Source organism: Micromonospora andamanensis (assembly GCF_016863495.1).
GTDB lineage: Bacteria > Actinomycetota > Actinomycetes > Mycobacteriales > Micromonosporaceae > Micromonospora > Micromonospora andamanensis.
Genome location: NZ_BOOZ01000011.1, coordinates 76,027 through 94,251, shown reverse-complemented (window position 1 = coordinate 94,251; position 18,225 = coordinate 76,027). Strand labels below are relative to the sequence as shown.

Annotated in this window: 18 protein-coding genes; 9 read left to right on the top strand and 9 right to left on the bottom strand. The window is 71.2% G+C overall.

Translation table 11 applies throughout. The features are described from left to right. Positions 1 to 16 precede the first annotated feature (16 nt). Complete coding sequence (ppdK, locus tag Van01_RS11720; protein WP_204005682.1) at positions 17 to 2,752, bottom strand: pyruvate, phosphate dikinase; 2,736 nt, start codon at positions 2,750 to 2,752, stop codon at positions 17 to 19. Between the two features lie 387 nt (positions 2,753 to 3,139). On the opposite strand from ppdK, the gene Van01_RS11715 reads away from it, so the two are divergent. Continuing rightward, positions 3,140 to 4,906, top strand: coding sequence for a beta-N-acetylhexosaminidase (locus Van01_RS11715; RefSeq protein ID WP_373306245.1), 1,767 nt, complete (start codon positions 3,140 to 3,142; stop codon positions 4,904 to 4,906). Here Van01_RS11715 and Van01_RS11710 read toward each other — a convergent pair. Continuing rightward, a complete protein-coding gene (locus tag Van01_RS11710; RefSeq protein WP_204005680.1) occupies positions 4,851 to 5,060 on the bottom strand; it encodes a hypothetical protein in 210 nt (69 codons plus the stop codon). The genes Van01_RS11715 and Van01_RS11710 overlap by 56 nt on opposite strands. A gap of 684 nt (positions 5,061 to 5,744) precedes the next feature. On the opposite strand from Van01_RS11710, the gene Van01_RS11705 reads away from it, so the two are divergent. Next, complete coding sequence (locus tag Van01_RS11705; protein ID WP_204005678.1) at positions 5,745 to 6,401, top strand: C39 family peptidase; 657 nt, start codon at positions 5,745 to 5,747, stop codon at positions 6,399 to 6,401. A 278-nt stretch (positions 6,402 to 6,679) separates the two neighbouring features. Here Van01_RS11705 and dusB read toward each other — a convergent pair whose 3' ends face one another. From dusB to Van01_RS11680, 5 genes are all read right to left on the bottom strand, one after another. Next, a complete protein-coding gene (gene dusB, locus Van01_RS11700; RefSeq protein WP_373306240.1) occupies positions 6,680 to 7,858 on the bottom strand; it encodes a tRNA dihydrouridine synthase DusB in 1,179 nt (392 codons plus the stop codon). Positions 7,859 to 7,882: 24 nt separating this feature from the next. Beyond that, entirely contained in the window at positions 7,883 to 8,107 is a 225-nt protein-coding gene (locus Van01_RS11695) for a hypothetical protein (RefSeq protein WP_204005676.1), read from the bottom strand. 138 nt (positions 8,108 to 8,245) lie between these two features. Further along, complete coding sequence (locus Van01_RS11690) at positions 8,246 to 9,625, bottom strand: glycine--tRNA ligase (protein WP_204005674.1); 1,380 nt, start codon at positions 9,623 to 9,625, stop codon at positions 8,246 to 8,248. A gap of 112 nt (positions 9,626 to 9,737) precedes the next feature. After that, positions 9,738 to 10,250 carry an Rv0361 family membrane protein gene (locus Van01_RS11685; RefSeq protein WP_239093945.1) on the bottom strand — a complete coding sequence of 171 codons (513 nt, stop codon included), beginning with the start codon at positions 10,248 to 10,250 and terminating at the stop codon, positions 9,738 to 9,740. A 238-nt stretch (positions 10,251 to 10,488) separates the two neighbouring features. Further along, a complete protein-coding gene (locus Van01_RS11680) occupies positions 10,489 to 10,830 on the bottom strand; it encodes an antibiotic biosynthesis monooxygenase family protein (RefSeq protein WP_204005672.1) in 342 nt (113 codons plus the stop codon). Between the two features lie 29 nt (positions 10,831 to 10,859). On the opposite strand from Van01_RS11680, the gene Van01_RS11675 reads away from it, so the two are divergent. The 7 genes from Van01_RS11675 to Van01_RS11645 all read left to right on the top strand — a co-directional run bounded on the left by Van01_RS11675 (position 10,860) and on the right by Van01_RS11645 (position 15,401). Beyond that, complete coding sequence (locus Van01_RS11675; RefSeq protein ID WP_204005662.1) at positions 10,860 to 11,117, top strand: hypothetical protein; 258 nt, start codon at positions 10,860 to 10,862, stop codon at positions 11,115 to 11,117. Positions 11,118 to 11,171: 54 nt separating this feature from the next. Continuing rightward, positions 11,172 to 12,176 (top strand): metal ABC transporter substrate-binding protein, encoded by a 1,005-nt coding sequence (locus Van01_RS11670; protein WP_204005660.1) that lies wholly within the window; start codon positions 11,172 to 11,174, stop codon positions 12,174 to 12,176. Beyond that, positions 12,173 to 12,937, top strand: coding sequence for a metal ABC transporter ATP-binding protein (locus Van01_RS11665; protein WP_204005659.1), 765 nt, complete (start codon positions 12,173 to 12,175; stop codon positions 12,935 to 12,937). The genes Van01_RS11670 and Van01_RS11665 overlap by 4 nt, the downstream gene beginning before the upstream one ends. After that, the gene (locus Van01_RS11660) at positions 12,934 to 13,803 is read left to right on the top strand and encodes a metal ABC transporter permease (protein WP_204005658.1); all 870 of its coding nucleotides are present in this window, start codon (positions 12,934 to 12,936) and stop codon (positions 13,801 to 13,803) included. Before Van01_RS11665 ends, Van01_RS11660 begins: the two co-directional genes overlap by 4 nt. A 37-nt stretch (positions 13,804 to 13,840) precedes the next feature. Next, positions 13,841 to 14,140, top strand: coding sequence for an ArsR/SmtB family transcription factor (locus Van01_RS11655; RefSeq protein WP_204005657.1), 300 nt, complete (start codon positions 13,841 to 13,843; stop codon positions 14,138 to 14,140). Positions 14,141 to 14,216: 76 nt separating this feature from the next. Beyond that, positions 14,217 to 14,615: a Fur family transcriptional regulator gene (locus tag Van01_RS11650; protein WP_204005656.1), complete on the top strand. Its 399-nt coding sequence runs from the start codon at positions 14,217 to 14,219 to the stop codon at positions 14,613 to 14,615. Between the two features lie 174 nt (positions 14,616 to 14,789). Beyond that, complete coding sequence (locus Van01_RS11645; protein ID WP_204005655.1) at positions 14,790 to 15,401, top strand: hypothetical protein; 612 nt, start codon at positions 14,790 to 14,792, stop codon at positions 15,399 to 15,401. 103 nt (positions 15,402 to 15,504) lie between these two features. Here the strand turns inward: Van01_RS11645 and Van01_RS11640 are convergent, their stop codons facing one another. Beyond that, on the bottom strand, positions 15,505 to 17,439 hold the full coding sequence (locus Van01_RS11640) for an acyl-CoA dehydrogenase family protein (protein WP_239099026.1): 1,935 nt from the start codon (positions 17,437 to 17,439) through the stop codon (positions 15,505 to 15,507). Between the two features lie 188 nt (positions 17,440 to 17,627). After that, positions 17,628 to 18,128: a DUF6328 family protein gene (locus tag Van01_RS11635; RefSeq protein WP_204005639.1), complete on the bottom strand. Its 501-nt coding sequence runs from the start codon at positions 18,126 to 18,128 to the stop codon at positions 17,628 to 17,630. Between the last annotated feature and the right edge of the window lie 97 nt (positions 18,129 to 18,225).

Below are 18,225 nucleotides of genomic sequence, written 5' to 3'. Positions count from 1 at the left end.
GGGGCGAGCCGTGCGGTCAGCGGCTGTCGGAGCCGGTGGTGACCACTGCCGCCCGGCCGGCCTCCAGTCGCGCCACCGGCACCCGGAACGGCGAGCAGGAGACGTAGTCCAGCCCAACCGAGTGGAAGAAGTGCACCGAGTCGGGGTCACCGCCGTGTTCGCCGCACACCCCGAGCTTGAGCCCCGGCCGGGCCGCCCGCCCCTCCTCGGCGGCGATCCGCACCAGCCGGCCGATGCCGTCGGCGTCGATGGACTCGAAGGGCGAGATGCCGAAGATGCCCAGTTCCAGGTAACGCCAGAAGAACGCGCCCTCCACGTCGTCGCGGGAGAAGCCCCACCCCATCTGGGTCAGGTCGTTGGTGCCGAACGAGAAGAACTCGGCGGCCTCGGCGATCTGCCCGGCGGTCAACGCCGCCCGGGGCACCTCGATCATGGTGCCGATCAGCACGTCAACGTCGCTGCCGCCGACCACCTCGGCGATGATCCGCTCGGCTTCGGCGCGTACCGTCTCCAGCTCCTGGACCGCGCCGACAAGCGGGACCATGATCTCCGGGCAGGGCCGGACCCCCAGGCGGGTGCACTCCACCGCCGCTTCGGTGATCGCCCGGACCTGCATCGCGAAGAGTCCGGGGATGACCAGACCCAGGCGTACGCCGCGCAGCCCGAGCATCGGGTTCTCCTCGTGCATCCGGCGCACCGCCGCGAGCAGCGCTTCCTCCTTGGCGACGTCCTCACCGCGCTCCTGGGCGACAGCCACGTTCACCGCGAGCTGCTCCAGCGGGGGCAGGAACTCGTGCAGCGGCGGGTCGATCAGCCGGACGGTGACCGGCGAGCCGTCCATCTCCCGGAAGATTTCCACGAAGTCGGCCCGCTGCAACGGCAGCAGCGCGGCGAGCGCGTCCTCCCGCCCGGCCGGGTCACGCGCCAGGATCAGTCGTTCCACAAGCTCCCGGCGGTCGCCCAGGAACATGTGCTCGGTGCGGCAGAGTCCGATGCCCTCGGCGCCGAAGCGCCGGGCCCGGGCCGCGTCGGCGGCGGTGTCGGCGTTGGTGCGGACCGCCAGGCGTCGCGTCGCGTCGGCGTGCGACATGATTCGGTGTACGGCCCTGACCAGCGCGTCTTCGCTGGTGGCCGGGTCGACCTCGCCCTCGAAGTAGCGCACCACCTCGGACGGGCTGACCGGCACCTCACCCAGATAGACCTTGCCGGTGGTGCCGTCGATGGAGACCACGTCGCCCTCGGTGACCGTCCGCCCGGCCACGACGAACCGCCGCTTCGGCACGTCGATGTCCAGCTCGTCGGCACCGGAGACGCAGGTCTTGCCCATGCCCCGGGCCACCACCGCGGCGTGGCTGGTCTTACCGCCCCGCGAGGTGAGGATGCCCCTGGCCGCGATCATGCCGTTCAGGTCGTCCGGGTTGGTCTCCCGACGGACCAGGATGACGGCCTCGCCCTCAGCGGCCAGCTCGACGGCGCGGGCCGAGGTGAAGACCACCTTGCCGACCGCCGCACCCGGTGACGCACCAATCCCGGTCGCGACCGGCTCGAACTCGTGGTCGAGCTGAAAACGCGGGAACATCAACTGGGCCAGTTGCGCGCCGTTGACCCGGTGCAGGGCCTCGTCGAGGTCGATCAGGCCCTCGTCGACGAGCTGCCCGGCGATGACGAACGCGGCGGCGGCCGTACGCTTGCCGACCCGCGTCTGGAGCATCCACAGCTTGCCGCGCTCGATTGTGAACTCGATGTCGCACAGGTCCCGGTAGTGCCGCTCCAGCCGAGCCATGTAGTCGAGCAGTTCGTCGTAGGAGTCCTTGTCGATCCGCTCCAGCTCCTGCAACGGCACGGTGTTGCGGATGCCGGCCACCACGTCCTCGCCCTGGGCGTTGGCCAGGTAGTCGCCGTAGATGCCCTGGGCGCCGCTGGCCGGGTCGCGGGTGAATGCGACCCCGGTGCCGGAGTCGGGGCCGAGGTTGCCGAAGACCATCGCCACCACGTTGACGGCGGTGCCCAGGTCGGCCGGGATGCGCTCCTGCCGGCGGTAGACCACCGCCCGCTCGGCGTTCCACGAGTCGAACACCGCGCGTACCGCCAGGTCCAGCTGCTCGCGCGGCTCCTGCGGGAACTCCCGCCCGGTGTGCTTGCTGAAGATCTTCTTGTACGCGTCGACAAGCCCGCGCAGGTCGTCCGCGTCCAGGTCCAGGTCGAGGTCGGTGCCCTTGGCGCGTTTGGCCTCGTCGAGCGCGTGTTCGAACTCCTCGCCCGGCACGTCGCAGACCGTCTTGCCGAACATCTGGATCAGCCGCCGGTAGGAGTCCCAGGCGAACCGGTCCGCTCCACCGGAGGCGCCCTGGTCGGTGGCGGCACCGGCCTGCCGGGCCAGCCCCTCGACGCTGCGGTCGTTGAGCCCGACGTTGAGCACGGTCTCCATCATTCCGGGCATCGAGAACTTCGCCCCGGAGCGCACGGAGACCAACAGCGGGTCGTCCGGGTCGCCGAGCCGCCGGCCCATCTCGCGTTCCAGCGCCGCCAGGTGGGCGGCGATCTGCTCGGCCAGCCCGGCCGGTTCCGCACCCGTGTCGAGGTACGCCCGGCACGCCTCGGTGGTGATGGTGAAGCCGGGCGGCACCGGCAGGCCGAGATTCGTCATCTCGGCCAGGTTCGCCCCCTTGCCGCCGAGGAGGTCCTTGAGCTCCTTGTTGCCCTCGGCGAAGTCGTAGACGTACTTGTGCTCAACCGTCTCTTGCGCTGTCACCAGAGCCTCCCACGCGCCCGGATTGACACTTAACGAAGGTTCAGTTTTTTGATACCCCGGATCCATGGACTGGTAATCCGGGGAGTCGTGCCGATCGGTGGGCGAAGGCTAAGCGAACAACGCGCAGCCCGGGAGCACTCGGTGACAATAGGCACAGCAATCACGACTGTCCGCGTTCAGGACGGTTGTTGGGAACGATTCCACGCGCACATTCACGCAATTGCCGGCCTCCCCGTACGCTTGACGGCACGCTCCGTGACCATCTGGCACCATTGCCACAACCGCCGCGAATACACCCCCTCGGGAGTCCTCGTGTCCGCCCCACCCGACACCACACCGGAACCACTCGACCCGACCCGCTCCGGCAACCTCGCCGAGCTGTCCGAGGTGACGCCCACCCCGGCGACCGGCTACACCGCTGCGGACCACATCGCCGCAGGTGACGGGACGTCCGTGCGGGCTGACACCGAAACGGCCGTGCCGGCGGACGACGCGGTTCAGGCCGCCGGGCGTACCGCCGGGGAGCTGGCCAGTGCGGCGGAGCGGGAGGCGGCGGCGCTGCTCGCACCGCCGGCACCTGTCCGACTGGGTGAGGTGGTGCCCGCGCCGGAACGGGTCGAGCCGGACGCCGCGGCCGACTACCTGCTCGCCGCCGACGCGGTGATCCGGGTCAGCGCCGATCCGGCTGCCGTGGCCGTCGCCGGGCACCTCGCCGCGCTGCTGCGCCCGGCGACCGGATACCCGCTGCCGGTGACCGACACCGCCACGCCCGTCCCCGCCGGCGGCATCGCCCTCGACCTCACCGGCGACGCCGCCCTGGGCGCGGAGGGCTACCGGCTCGACATCACCACCGACGGCGTACGCATCGCCGCCGGCACCGCAGCCGGCCTCTTCCACGGGGTACAGACGCTGCGGCAGCTGCTGCCGGCAGCCGTCGAGAGGTCCACCCCGGTCGCCGCCCGCTGGGTGCTGCCCGGCGGGTCGATCCTCGACCGCCCCCGCTACCCGCACCGGGGCGTGATGCTCGACGTGGCCCGGCACTTCTTCGGCGTCACCGACGTGCTGCGGGTGATCGATCACCTGGCCCGCTACAAGCTCAACCGGCTGCACCTGCACCTCACCGACGACCAGGGCTGGCGCATCGCGATCGACTCGTGGCCCCGGCTGGCCACCGTCGGCGGGGCCGGCGCGGTCGGCGACGCGCCCGGCGGGTACTACAGCCGCGCCGACTACCAGCGGATCGTGGCGTACGCCGCCGACCGGCACATCACCGTGATCCCCGAGGTCGACCTGCCCGGTCACACGAACGCCGCGCTCGTCGCCTATCCGGAACTGGCACCGGATCGGGTCGCGCCGCCGCCGTACGCCGGCACCGAGGTCGGCTTCAGCTACGTCGACCCGGCCAACGAACGCACCTACGACTTCGTCACCGACGTGCTCGGCGAGATCGCCGCGCTCACCCCCGGCCGGTGGCTGCACATCGGCGGCGACGAGGCGTTCAAGGTGCCCGCCGAGGTGTACGCCGGTTTCGTCGAGCGGGTGCAGCGCATCGTCGCCGAGTTGGACCGGGACGTGATCGGCTGGCACCAGATCGCTCCCGCCGCCCACGTCGACAGGCGGGTCCTCCAGTGGTGGGGCACGACCGGCGAGGACCCGGTGACCGCCGAGGCGGTACGCCGGGGGGCCCGGCTGGTCCTCTCCCCCGGCAACCACGCGTACCTGGACATGAAGTACGCCCCGGACACCCCGATCGGGCACGACTGGGCCGGCCTGATCGACGTGCGCCGGGCGTACGACTGGGATCCGGCCAGCCACCTGACCGGCGTACCGGCCGAGGCGGTGCTCGGCGTCGAGGCGCCGCTGTGGACCGAGTCGGTGACCACCCTCGCCGAGATCGAGTTCATGCTGTTCCCCCGGCTGCCCGCCATCGCCGAGCTGGGCTGGTCACCCCGGTCGACGCACGGCTGGGTCTCGTTCCGGGAGCGGCTGGCGGGGCACGGCCCACGCTGGGACACCGCCGGCATCGCGTACCACCGCTCTCCCGAGCTGCCCTGGCCACAGCCGGCGACGCCGATTCCCGCTCCGCGTGGTCCGGCGGTCAGCCGCTCCGGTGGGCCGCCAGCCCGTCCAGGAGCAACTCCAGGCCGAGGGTGAAGCGGTCCACCGGTCCGGCGGCGAACAGTGCGTCGCGCAGCGCGACGGTGTGCGGAAAACGGTCCGCGGGCAGGTCGCGGTAGTACTGCGCGACCTCAGCCCAGCGCCGCCGTACGGCCTCCGAGCCGCCGGATCCCGCGAACGTCGTTCGCATGATGGACGACGGGCTGACCCCCGGTGCACCGGGTGGGCTTTTCGAACGGATCGCGGCGTATGTCGGGACAGCCTGGCTCGGTGTGGCCGGCGCTCGACTCCTGGCCCACCGCCGACGCCCTCAGCCGGCAGCACGGCGCTTATCGCATGGTCGGCCCCTGGCCACCGCCGACGCCTTCAGCCAACAGTCCGGCGCTGATCGCGTGGCCGGCCCCTGAAAGCCGACTCCCGGCGCACCGCCGCCTCCGTCGGCCGGCAGCCCCGCCGTTGGCACGGCCGGCACCGCTGCGCGGAACACCTGCCGGGACATTCGTGCACGGCGTGGCCCGGATGTCCGATTCGCCGGTGACCGGGGCCACGCTGCCGGCGGAATCGCGGGCCCGGCCCGGTGGTTATACATGGCGTAACCGCGAGCGCCTCCCCGGCGCCGCCCCGGCCCGGTCGGAATGATCCCTCACCCCCGGGCGTTACACCCCCCGGTACACCGCCGAAGCCATCCGCCCTCCCCCGCGCGAGGGCCCCCCGGAATGGCCCCGGCCCACCCGGCGATACACCCACCCGGGCATCACGTCCCGGGCACCGAACGCCGGACCAGCGCGTAGCACGTCTCCCCTTTCCCGCATGGCCCACCCGCATCCCCCGCGGGCCGGAGCCACGCGCACCCCCGACCGAAAGGTGCGAAACCATGGCTACCACCATCCTGCGCAAGACCGCCCTGACCATCGCCGCAGCCGCCGCCACCGCCGGTGGCATCGCCGGCCCCGCCATCGCCGCCCAGGCCACCCCGGCCGTCCAGGCCAGCGCCGTGACACAGGACCGCAAGCCCGGCGGCGAACGCGAACTCGGCGTCCGCTACGAGGCGCAGCCCAACTTCTACTACTGCGGCCCCGCCGCCGCCCGCAACGCGCTGAGCGTGCAGGGCAAGAACATCGACGTGGACACCATGGCCAAGGAGATGCGCACCACCGAGGCCGGCACGAACTCCATCAACGACATCACCCCGGTGCTGAACAAGGAGACCGGCAAGGACGTCTACAAGTCGGTCGAGATCGCCGGCGCCAAGGCTGACGACAAGCAGACCGACAAGCTGCGCGACGACATCGTCCGCACCGTCGACGACGGCCGTGCCGTGGTCGCCAACATCGCCGGCACCGCCACCGACACCGACGGCACCGCCCACAGCTTCGAAGGTGGCCACTACATCAGCATCGTCGGCTACCGCGACAACGGCGACACCGTCACCATCGCCGACTCCGCCAACCCCGCCCAGGCCTCCTACCGGATGAGCATCGACACCCTCGCCGACTGGATCGCCACCCGCGGCTACAGCGCCACCTCCTGACCAACCCAACACCACGAAGGGCCGACCCCACCAGGGGTCGGCCCTTCGTCATCCCCACCCCACCCCACCCCACCCCGCCCCGCGGATGCGACAACATCGGGGATGTTGCTGCCTCAAGCCACGGGCCAGACAGCAGAATCACCGAAGTTGCTGCCTCCGGCGGGGGCGCCCACCCCCACGCGGTGCCCGTGACGGGTCAGGCCACCGGGGTCAGGAACTCTCCCCGAAGGTGCAGACGGTGCGGCCCGGCGGACATCACGGAGGGGGCGCTCGGCCGGTCAGCCGCCGGAGTCGTCAAGCTCGGCGCCCTCGGGAACGGTGTCATCGTCGCGGCTGGCCAGCCAGCCGTCGGGCAGGAAGACCTTGCCCGGTGAGTTGGTGCGACCACGCGGCTGACCCAGCGTCTCCACCGGGAACGGCACCGCCGGGTCGAGTTTGCCGAGCAGGTCGTCGAGCTGGGCCAGGCTGTCGATCATCGCCAGGGAACGACGCAGCTCGCTGCCGATCGGGAAGCCCTTGAGGTACCAGGCGACGTGCTTGCGGAAGTCGGTGCAGCCGTCCCGCTCACCACGCGCCGGGTTGCGGGCACCTGCGGTGAACTGCTCGACCAGCAGCTCGGCGTGCCGGCGCATGGTCACCGCCACCTCGCCGAGGGTGGGCAGCCGACGCTGCGACGAGCCGTTGAACGCCGCCTCCAGGTCGGCAAAGAGCCAGGGCCGCCCCAGACAGCCCCGGCCGATGACCACGCCGTCGACACCGGTGTGCGCCACCATCCGCAGCGCGTCGTCTGCCTCCCAGATGTCGCCGTTGCCGAGCACCGGCACGTCGAGTGCCTGCTTGAGGGTGCCGATGGCATCCCAGTCCGCCGTACCCGAGTATCGCTGGGCGGCCGTACGCCCGTGCAGGGCGACCGCGGCGACGCCGGCCTCCTGGGCGGCGAGCCCCGCCTCGACGTACGTCAGGTGGTCGTCGTCGATGCCCTTGCGCATCTTCACGGTGACCGGCACCCCGGCGGGTGACGCGGCGTCCACCGCGGCCCGCACCAGGCGGGCGAAGAGCCGCCGCCGCCAGGGCAGCGCCGCACCGCCGCCACGACGGGTCACCTTCGGCACCGGGCAGCCGAAGTTGAGGTCGATGTGATCGGCGAGGTCCCGCTCGACCACGATCCGCACGGCGGCGGCTGTGGTTTCCGGGTCGGTGCCGTAGAGCTGGAGGCTACGCGGGCGCTCGTCCGCCCCGAACGCAATCATCCGTAGCGTCTTCGGGTTCCGCTCGACCAGGGCGACCGTTGTGATCATCTCGCAGACGTAGATCCCGCCGCCCTGCTCCCGGCAGAGCTGCCGGAAGCCGACGTTCGTGATGCCGGCCATCGGCGCGAGCACCACCGGCGGCCACACCTGGTGCGGCCCGATGCGCAGCGGCGGCAGCTCGGCCGCGGAACGGAGGGCGGTTTCCACAGTTCAAGGGTACGGGGCTCGCCGTCAGCGCCGCCGCCACGGCCACCGGCGGCCACCGCCACCGGACGCCTGCCGGACCAGCGCCTCCGCCGCCCGCAGCTTCTGCTGGATCTCCGTGCCGCTCACACCCAGCATGTCGGTCAGCAGGATGCCCTGCTTGACCACCAACCCGGCACGCTCCCAGCCCGCCGGCCGGGTGGAGTACTCCCGCGCCCGCTCGAAGATCTCCTCGCGTGCTTCTGGCTCCACGTCGTCGGCCCTTCGTCGTCTCCGTGCGGATCAGACCGCCCTGGGAGACATCATTGGCCATGGATGCCAGTCGGCACGCCCGTGGCGCCCGGCCCGGACCTGCCGGACGGACCGGCACGCCCGGGCGCGGCCGAGGGATCAGCAGCCGGGCAGGCGGTCGATCAGGTAACGCTCGACCTGGTCCAGGCCGATCCGTTCCTGGGTCATGGTGTCCCGGTTGCGCACCGTCACCGCGTTGTCGTCGAGCGTGTCGAAGTCGACGGTGACGCAGAACGGGGTGCCGATCTCGTCCTGCCGGCGGTAGCGGCGACCGATCGCCTGCGAGTCGTCGAACTCGACCACCCAGCGCTTACGCAGGTCGGCCGCGAGCTGCTTGGCCTTCGGCGAGAGCGCCTCGTTACGCGACAACGGCAGCACCGCCACCTTCACCGGGGCCAGTCGCGGGTCGAAGCGCATCACGGTGCGCTTGTCGACGCCGCCCTTGGTGTTCGGTGCCTCGTCCTCGTCGTACGCCTCAAGCAGGAAGGCCAGTACCGCCCGGGTGAGGCCGGCAGCCGGCTCGATCACGTACGGGATCCACCGCTCGCCCTTCGTCTGGTCGAAGTACGACAGGTCGACGCCGGAGTGCTTGCTGTGCGTGGACAGGTCGAAGTCGGTGCGGTTGGCGATGCCCTCCAGCTCGGCGAACTCGGTGCCGCCGAACTGGAACCGGTACTCGATGTCGACTGTGCGCTTCGAGTAGTGCGAGAGCTTCTCCTTGGGGTGCTCGTAGAAGCGCAGGTTGTCCTCGGAGAGGCCAAGGTCGAGATACCAGTTCCAGCGCTCGGCGAGCCAGTACTCGTGCCACTGCTCGTCGGTGCCCGGCTCGACGAAGAACTCCATCTCCATCTGCTCGAACTCGCGCGTACGGAAGATGAAGTTGCCCGGGGTGATCTCGTTGCGGAACGACTTGCCGGTCTGCGCGATGCCGAACGGCGGCTTCTTGCGGGCGACCGTCTCCACGTTGCGGTAGTTGACGAAGATGCCCTGGGCGGTCTCCGGCCGCAGGTAGTGCAGGCCCTCGTCGCTCTCCACCGGGCCGAGGTAGGTCTTCATCAGGCCGTTGAACATCCGGGGCTCGGTGAAGGTGCCCTTGTTGCCGCAGTTGGGGCAGTTCAGCTCGGCCAGCGAGGTCGGCGGGCGGCCGTGCTTGGCCTCGTACGCCTCCTCGAGATGGTCGGCGCGGAACCGCTTGTGGCAGGACTGGCACTCGGTCAGCGGGTCGACGAATGCCTCCAGATGCCCGGAGGCGGCCCACACGTCCCGGGCGAGGATCACCGCGGAGTCCAGACCCACCACGTCGTCGCGCTGCTGGACCATCGTCTTCCACCACTGCCGGCGGACGTTCTCCTTGAGTTCCACGCCGAGCGGACCGTAGTCCCACGCCGACCGGGTGCCCCCGTAGATCTCGCTGGAGGGGAAGACGAAGCCTCGGCGCTTGGCGAGGCTGACGACGGCGTCGATTCGGTCGGCTGGCATTTTTCCTCCTACGCCGACTGGCGGTCGGCGGGGACGTGACGGTCGGCGGCTACGGCTCGGGACCACGGTACGACCGGCTCGGTCCCGAACCCAGCACATTACCTGCGGCCGGTCAGTTGACTCCGCAGACCTCCATGCCACCGGTCTGCGGATCCTGCGCGAGCACGACCTGCTGGCGCTCCTGGCCACCACCGCTGTAGGTCACCTCCACCGGCACGGTCAGCGTGGTGGTGTCCACCTCACCGACCCGGTAGGAAGAGATCTGAGGTTCAGCGGCGGAGCGGCGTTCGAACTCCTGCCGGGACTCGCGTCGCCGGGCATCCTCGCAGAGTTGGTCGTACGCCCGGCCGTAGTCGCCGTCGGAGAGGGCCCGGTAGTAGTCGCCGGAGACCGTCCGACCCTGCTCCTCGATCGCCTGCACCCCACTGACCAGCAGCCCGACCACTGCGGTGCCGCCACCACCGCAACAGAGCAGCAGCGCCAACGCCCCCGCGCCGAGGCCGAGCCAGAGCCGTGACCGGCCGCCCTCGGTCGGCGGTGCCGCGAACGGCGGTGCCACCCCCGGACCGGGCGGCGGCACCGGCGCTCCCGACTCCGGGCCGGGCGGTGACGGTACGGGCGGCAGTTGACCCCCGGGCGGGTTACCGGGTGAGAACTGGTCCCCGGGGGGCGCGGTGGGCTGGAGCTGACCCGCCGACGGCGAGCCGGGGCCGGTGCCATCGGTAGGTGGCGGGCCGGATGCGGCCGGCGGCGCGCCGCGTTCGCCGGGGACCTGAGGCCCCTGCTGGCCGGGCAGCGAGGGGTCTGGTGGTGGGGCTGCCGGTCCGGGAGCGGTCATGGAAGCCAGCGTAGTGCCCGGCGACTCAGCGGTAAGGACCCGCAGCCCGGTCACTGGCGACTGTGACCACGTCACCGCCGGGGGCGGCGCTCGCCAACGGCTCGTACGCGGACGGCTCGTCGAGGCTCTCGGCGAGCAGCGGCACTGCGGTGATCTTCACGTCGAACCCGCCGAGGGCGCGGCGGTAGGTGCCCACCGACTCCCACTCGGTGACCAGGCACCAGTGACGGGGGTCGTCCAGCGCCCGGACCAGCTGTCCGCGCTGGTAGCCGGGGCGGGCAGCGAGCGCGGCGAGGGCCGCGTGGGCCCGCGCGGTGAACGCCTCCGCGACGTCTTCGTCGACCACGAACCGGTTGGTCACCAGCACCGACGCCTCCTCCTCGTAGAGTCTGTGGGATGCAGCGTACGCAGCCTGGGATCGCCGCCCGACTGGCCCGGACCAACCCGACGACGGTGTTCCTGGTCACCCTCCTCCTCGCGCTTGTCGCGTTCTTCGCCCCGGGCGTGATCGGCGGGCTGTTCACCCTGCTGCTGGCCGGTGCGCTGGCGACCCTGCTGGTGACCACCTGGTCGGTGCAGACGCCACAGACCCGGGCGATCCGACTGATCGTGCTGACCCTGCTGGTCACCGTCGGCCTGGTGAAGCTGCTCTGACATGCAATCATGCGTTTTTGACAATCATTGTCGTTGTCGCGGAGAGTCGATGACATGACCTTCCGCCCCGCCCCGCGTGCCCTGGCCACCGCCACGGCCGCCCTGCTCGCCCTGACCGGCGTCACCGCCTGCTCGAACAACGACAGCCCGGCCGGCGCCGACCCGCAGCGGGTCGACGTGGTGGCCGGTTTCTACCCGTTGCAGTTCCTCGCCGAGCGGATCGGCGGCGACGCCGTGGCCGTGACGAACCTGGCCCGCCCCGGTGCCGAGCCGCACGACCTGGAGCTGAACCCGGGCCAGGTGGGCCAGATCAGCGAGGCGGAGCTGGTCCTCTTCCTGCACGGCTTCCAGCCCGCCGTGGACGAGGCGGTCGAACAGCAGGCCGGTGACCGCGCCTTCGACGTGGCGACCGTGGAGCCGCTGCTGGACGCCACCGCCGGTGGTCACGATCACGGCCACGAAGGCGAGGAGGACGGGCACGGCCACGAGGACGAGGAACACGCCGAGGAGGAGAAGCACGCCGAGGAGGCGTCCGACGGCGCCAAGGACCCGCACGTCTGGCTCGACCCGACCCGGCTGGCCACCATCGGCGACAAGCTGGCCGAACGGCTCGGCGCGGTCGATCCGGACCGGGCCGGCGAGTACACCCAGCGGGCCGCCGCCCTGCGTACCGAGCTGGAACAGCTCGACACGGAGTTCGCCGAAGGGCTGAAGACCTGCCAGCGTCGGGAGATCGTGGTCAGCCACACCGCGTTCGGCTACCTGACGCAGAAGTACCAGCTGGAGCAGATCGGCATCAGCGGGCTCACCCCGGAGGACGAGCCGTCCCCGCAGCGCCTGGCGGCGGTGGCCGAGGAGGCCCGGGAGCACCAGGCCACCACGATCTTCTTCGAGACGCTCGTCAGCCCGAAGGTGGCCGAGACCATCGCCCGGGAGGTCGGCGCCCAGACCGCGGTGCTGGATCCGATCGAGGGTCTGTCAGCCGAGGGCGGCGGGGACTACCTTTCGGTGATGCGTACCAACCTGCAGACCCTGAGGACGGCGTTGAGCTGCTCGTGACACCTGACGTCATCACCGTCACGCACGGGGTGGTCGGCTACGACGGCCGCCCCGTGCTTCGTGACGTCTCGCTGACCGTGACCGCCGGTGAGGTCGTCGCGGTCCTCGGCGCCAACGGCTCCGGCAAATCCACCCTGATCCGCGCGATCCTCGGGCTGGTCCCGCTGAGCGCCGGCACCGTGACCCTCTTCGGCCGGCCGGTACGCCGGTTCCGGCAGTGGCACCGCGTCGGCTACGTCCCCCAGCGCCTCGGCGCCGGCAGCGGCGTACCGGCCACCGTCGCCGAGGTGGTCGCCGCCGGGCGGCTGGCCCGCCGGGGAATCCTGCGCCCACCCGGGCGCACCGACCGGGAGGCGGTCGCCGAGGCGCTGCACGCCGTCGGCCTGGCCGACCGGGCGAAGGATCCGGTCAGCACCCTCTCCGGTGGCCAGCAGCAGCGCACACTCATCGCCAGGGCGCTGGCCGGGCGACCGGAACTGCTGATCCTCGACGAGCCGACGGCCGGCGTGGACGCGGCCAGCCAGGAGGCGTTCGCCGGAGCGCTGCGCGATTTCACCGTCGGTGGGGGCACCGTACTGCTCGTCGCCCACGAACTGGGTCCGCTGCGCCCGGTGATCGGCCGGGCGATCGTCGTGCACCAGGGGTTCGTGGCGCACGACGGCGCCGTGCCGGAGCCGGCCGGGCACCACGCGGCACCGGACCACGACCACGTGCATCCGCACGGTCCCGAGGAGCCCGCCGGGCTGTGGAGCGCACGATGAGCCTTTTCCAGTACGAGTACATGCAGCTTGCGCTGGTCAGCGCCCTGATCATCGGGCTCACCGCGCCCGCGCTCGGCATCTACCTGGTGCAGCGACGGCTGGCACTGATCGGGGACGGCATCGGGCACGTCGCGTTGACCGGGGTCGGCGCCGGCCTGCTGTTCCAGACCTCCCCCGTGATCATGGCGGTGATCGCGGCCACCATCGGCGCGGTCGTCATCGAGCTGATCCGGGAACGCGGCCGTACCTCCGGCGACCTGGCCCTCGCGCTGCTCTTCTACGGCGGCATCGCCGGCGGGGTGGTGCTTGTCGGGCTCTCCGACAGCACCAGCTCCAACCTCAACGCGTACCTGTTCGGCGCGCTGAGCACGGCGTCCCGGGCGGATGTCGCCACCATCGCGGTGCTGGGTGCGGCCGTGCTGATCGCGATGCTCGGGCTGCGGCCGGCGCTGTTCGCCGTCTGTCACGACGAGGAGTACGCCCGGGTCTCCGGCCTGCCGGTGCGCGCGCTCAACCTGCTGCTCGCGGTCACCACGGCGATCACGGTGACGATCGCCATGCGTGCCGTCGGCGTACTGCTGATCAGCGCACTGATGGTCGTCCCGGTGGCCACCGCGCAGCAGGTCACCCGGGGGTTCCGCAGCACGATGGCGGCGGCGATGGCGTTGGGCCTGTTCGCTGGCGGGGCGGGCATCTGGATGGCGGCGCTCGCCGACACCGCGCCCGGTGCCTCGGTGGTGGTGCTCGCGATCGCCTCGTTCGTGGTGGTCACCCTGCTGGCCGCCGCCTGGCGCCGGGTCCGCCGGGCCCGACCTCAACCCGCACCGGCTCCGGAGCCACACGAGGTGGTGCTCGGCGGGTCCTGATCACGAGCGGCGCGCCGGTATTGGTTACCGTTGCAGGGTGACCAGCGGATCCAGCTATGACGCGTACGAGGGTGCCAGCGAGTTGCTGCGCGCCCTCTCGGCACCGATCCGGCTGGCCATCGTCAGTGAGCTGGCCGGTGGTGAGCGCTGCGTGCACGAGCTGGTGGACAAGCTCGGGGTGGCCCAGCCGCTGGTCTCCCAGCACCTCAGGGTGCTCCGTGGGGCGGGTGTGGTCCGGGGCTCCCGGCGGGGGCGGGAGATCGCGTACACCCTGGTCGACGAGCACGTCGCGCACATCGTGGCCGACGCGGTCAGCCACGCCGGGGAGGGATCATGAGCGAGCGTAGCGAGCGAATCATCAGGCTCAGCGCGGATGTGCCTCATGACGGCACGCAGCGAAGCGGAGTGGCGTCATGAGCGACAGTGGTACGGCGGTTCGCAACACCCGTCAGCGTTCGGCGGTGAGCGCCTTGCTCGCCGAGGTGGAAGGCTTCCACAGCGCTCAGGAACTGCACGCGATGCTGCGCGATCGCGGCGAGCGGGTCGGGTTGACCACTGTCTACCGGACGTTGCAGGGCCTGGCCGACGCGGGCGAGATCGACGTGATGCGCCCACCTGGCGGCGAGCACCTGTACCGCCGGTGCAGCGAGGGTCATCACCATCACCTGGTCTGCCGGGCCTGCGGCCGTACGGTCGAGGTCGCCGGCCCGACTGTGGAGACCTGGGCCGACCGCGTCGCCGCCCAGCACGGCTTCACCAACGTCAGCCACACCCTGGAGATCTTCGGCACCTGCCCCACCTGCGCCCCCTGACCCCACCCCCACCCCACCCCCCTGCCCCACCGCCCACCTCGTCGATCTTGCACTTGTGGTCGCGACAGAAGCGAACGTAAGAGACATTTCGGCGACCACAACTGCAAGATCGGCGCGGGGCTGGGGGCGGCTGTCGGGGTGCCGGGGGGCGGGGTCCGTGGCAGGCTGTCCGGCGTGAAAATCTACGCTGATCGTTTCCCGACCGCGCTGCGACAGCTGCTCACCGATCTGCTCGTCGTCGCCTGGGTGTACGCGACGATCCGGGGCGCGCTGTGGCTGCATGACCTGGTGCAGAAGCTGGCCGTACCCGGACAGAAGCTGGAGGGGGCGGGCGGTGGGCTGGCCGACAACCTCGCCGAGGCCGGCGGCAAGGTCGGCCGGGTCCCGCTTGTCGGCGATGAGCTGACCGCGCCCTTCGAGCGGGCTGCCGGTGCCGCCCGTTCGCTGGCCGAGGCCGGCCGCGACCAGCAGGAACTGGTCGACCAGTTGGCCCTGGCACTGGCTGTCGGGATGCTGATCGTGCCGCTCGGACTGGTGCTGTTCGGCTGGTTGCCGCTGCGGCTGCGCTGGATGCGCCGGGCCGCCTCGGCGGCAACGCTGGCCGCCGCGCCCGCCGGCCGGGATCTGCTGGCCCTACGTGCCCTGGCCGGCCAGCCGCTGCGCAAGCTCACCCGCATCGCCCCCGACGTCGCCGAGGCGTGGCGCCGAGGCGACGACACCACGGTCAACGCCCTCGCCGCCCTCGAACTCCGCCGCCTAGGCCTCCGCGACCCCCACGCCCCCTGACCCCACCACCCACCCTCGCTCAAGCGCCGATCATGAAGTTGTTGTCGCGACACGCCGACATCGATGACAACAACTTCATGATCGACCCCGAAAGGGTGGGTGGTCAGGGGGTGGGTGGTGGGGGGAGGTGGCGGCGGGCGTCGGTGGGGGCGGTGGAGGGGCCGGGGGTCCAGGGGGCCACCCAGGGCAGGTCGGCGGGTGGCGGGATGACGCCGTCCTCCAGAGCCGTGTAGCGGCCGGCGAGGATGCGCTTGGCGGCCGTCACGTCGATCGAGTCGGTGTTCTGCCAGAGCGCGGTGAACAACGCGTCGACCCGGACCCGGGCCTGACGGCAGAACAGGTCGGCCAGCTCGACGTTCTCCGGCCTGGTGTCGCGCTCGGCGTGGGCGCGTACGCAGACCGCGCTCATCGCGAACAGCTCCGCGCCGATGTCCACCACCCGACCGAGGAACGCCTGCTTGCGTTCCATCTTTCCCTGCCAGCGGGACATCGCGTAGAAGGTGGACCGGGCCAGCTTCCGGCTGGCCCGCTCCACCTGACGCAGGTGCCCGGCGAGCGGGCCGAACTCGCCGTACCCGGTGGGCTGCTGCCCCTTGCCGACCGCGAGGGTCGGCAGCCACCGCGCGTAGAACGCGCCTGCCCGAGCGCCGGCCTTCGCCTTGCGGGAGAGCCCGGCGTCGGGGTCGATGATGTCGCCGGCCACCGACAGGTGCGCATCCACCGCCTCGCGGGCGATGAGCAGGTGCATGATCTCCGTGGAGCCCTCGAAGATCCGGTTGATCCGCAGGTCACGGAGCATCTGCTCGACCGCGGCCGGACGTTCGCCCCGGGCAGCCAGTGAGTCGGCCGTCTCGTACCCCCGGCCACCGCGGATCTGGATCAGCTCGTCGGCGATCCGCCAGGCCATCTCGCTGGCGTAGAGCTTCACCAGCGCCGCCTCGATCCGGATGTCGTTGCGGTCGTCGTCGGCGAGCAGACAGCAGAGGTCCAGCATGGTCTCCATGCCGTACGTGGTCGCGGCGATGAAGGAGAGCTTCTGGGCCACCGCCTCGTGCTCTCCCACCGGCCGGCCCCACTGGACCCGCTCCGCCGACCACTCCCGGGCCACGTTCAACGCCCACTTGCCGGCACCGACGCACATCGCCGGCAACGACAACCGGCCCGTGGTCAGCGTGCTCAGGGCGATCCGCAGCCCCTTGCCCTCGCCACCTATGACGTTCTCCTTCGGTACGAAGACGTCGTGGAAGCGGGTGAGGCTGTTCTCCAGGCCACGTAGGCCGAGGAAGGCGTTGCGCCGCTCGACGGTGATGCCCTCGGCGTCGCCGTCGACCACGAAGGCGGTGATACCACCGCGACGCCCCTCGGCCTTCGGCACCCGGGCCATCACCACGAGTTGGGTCGCCACGGTGCCGTTGGTGGCCCACAGCTTGACGCCGTTGATCCGGTAGCCGGCGCCGTCGGGTGTCGGTTCGGCGGTGGTCGCCAGGCGGGCCGGGTCGGAGCCCACGTCCGGCTCGGTGAGCAGGAACGCGGAGACCTCGCCGGCGGCCAGCCGGGGCAGGAAGCGACGTCGCTGCTCCTCGCTGCCGAACATCTTCAACGGCTGAGGTACGCCTATCGACTGGTGCGCCGACAGCAGCGCCCCGATCGCCGGGCTGACCGAGCCGGCGAGCATCAACGCGCGGCAGTAGTGCAGGTTGCTCAGGCCCAACCCGCCGTACTCCCGACCGATCTTCATCCCGAAGGCACCCAGCCGGGCCAGTCCCTGGAACACCTCGTCGGGGATCCGCGCGTCACGTTCGATCGCCGCGCCGTCCACCTCGGCGGCGACGTAGTCGCGGAGCCGGCCAAGGAACTCCTCGGCACGGGCCTGTTCCTCCGGATCCGGTCGCGGCCACGGATCGATCAGGTCGAGCCGCAGCCGACCCAGAAAGAGTTCCTTGCCGAAGCTGGGCCGGTCCCAGGTGGTCTGCCGGGCCGCCTCGGCGACCTGACGCGCCTCCTTCTCGGACACCTGCCCCGCGTCCGGCGCGGGCACCTGGCCCGATGCGTCCGGCGCGGGGTCGGCGTTACGGCTGTCGGTGGCTGACGGACTGTGATTCTCGGCGATGGCCACGGCAAACCCCCGAGGGCTCGATCCGGACAGTCGGACTGTTCCGCCTGTTCAGCAGGCTACCCGCGTTTGTTACCCAAAGGTAGCCACGGATATCCGCAGCAGTTGTCGGCTCAGTCCTGAGTCAGGCCGCTCGGGTCCTCGTCGTCGTCGATGTCGTCCTCACCCCAGTTGCGGCGGGCGAACGGGAGGGCCATCCAGAAGGTCAGGAACCACAGGCCGGTGACCGCGCTGAGCAGGAAGGCGATCGGTCGGGCGAGCACGAAGTCGGTGATCAGCAGCACCGAGCTCACCATCGCGACGAGCATGAAACCGAGGCCGCCGCTGGCCATCCGGTGCGCGAAGCGCACCAGTTCCGGCTTGCGCCCCTGCCGGAACAGCGCCCGGTGGAAGGCCACCGGCGAGATGATCATCGCGGTGGCGCCGGCGGCGGCCAGCAGCGCCACGATGTAGACGTCCCGCTGGAACGGAGTGGTCTCGCCGAAGCCGGCGCTGAACGGCAGGGTTAGCAGGAAGGCGAACAGGATCTGCACGCCGGTCTGCGCGACCCGCAACTCCTGGAGCAGGTCGGCGAAGTTGCGCTGCCACCGCTGCTTCTCGGTTTCCTTTGACACTGCGGACCTCCGGGGGGCTCCGCCGGCCCTCGCCGCCGGCGGCAACGCTGATGCCCCAACGGGTTCAAGCCGAAACCCGCTCGGGATCCTTGGCGGA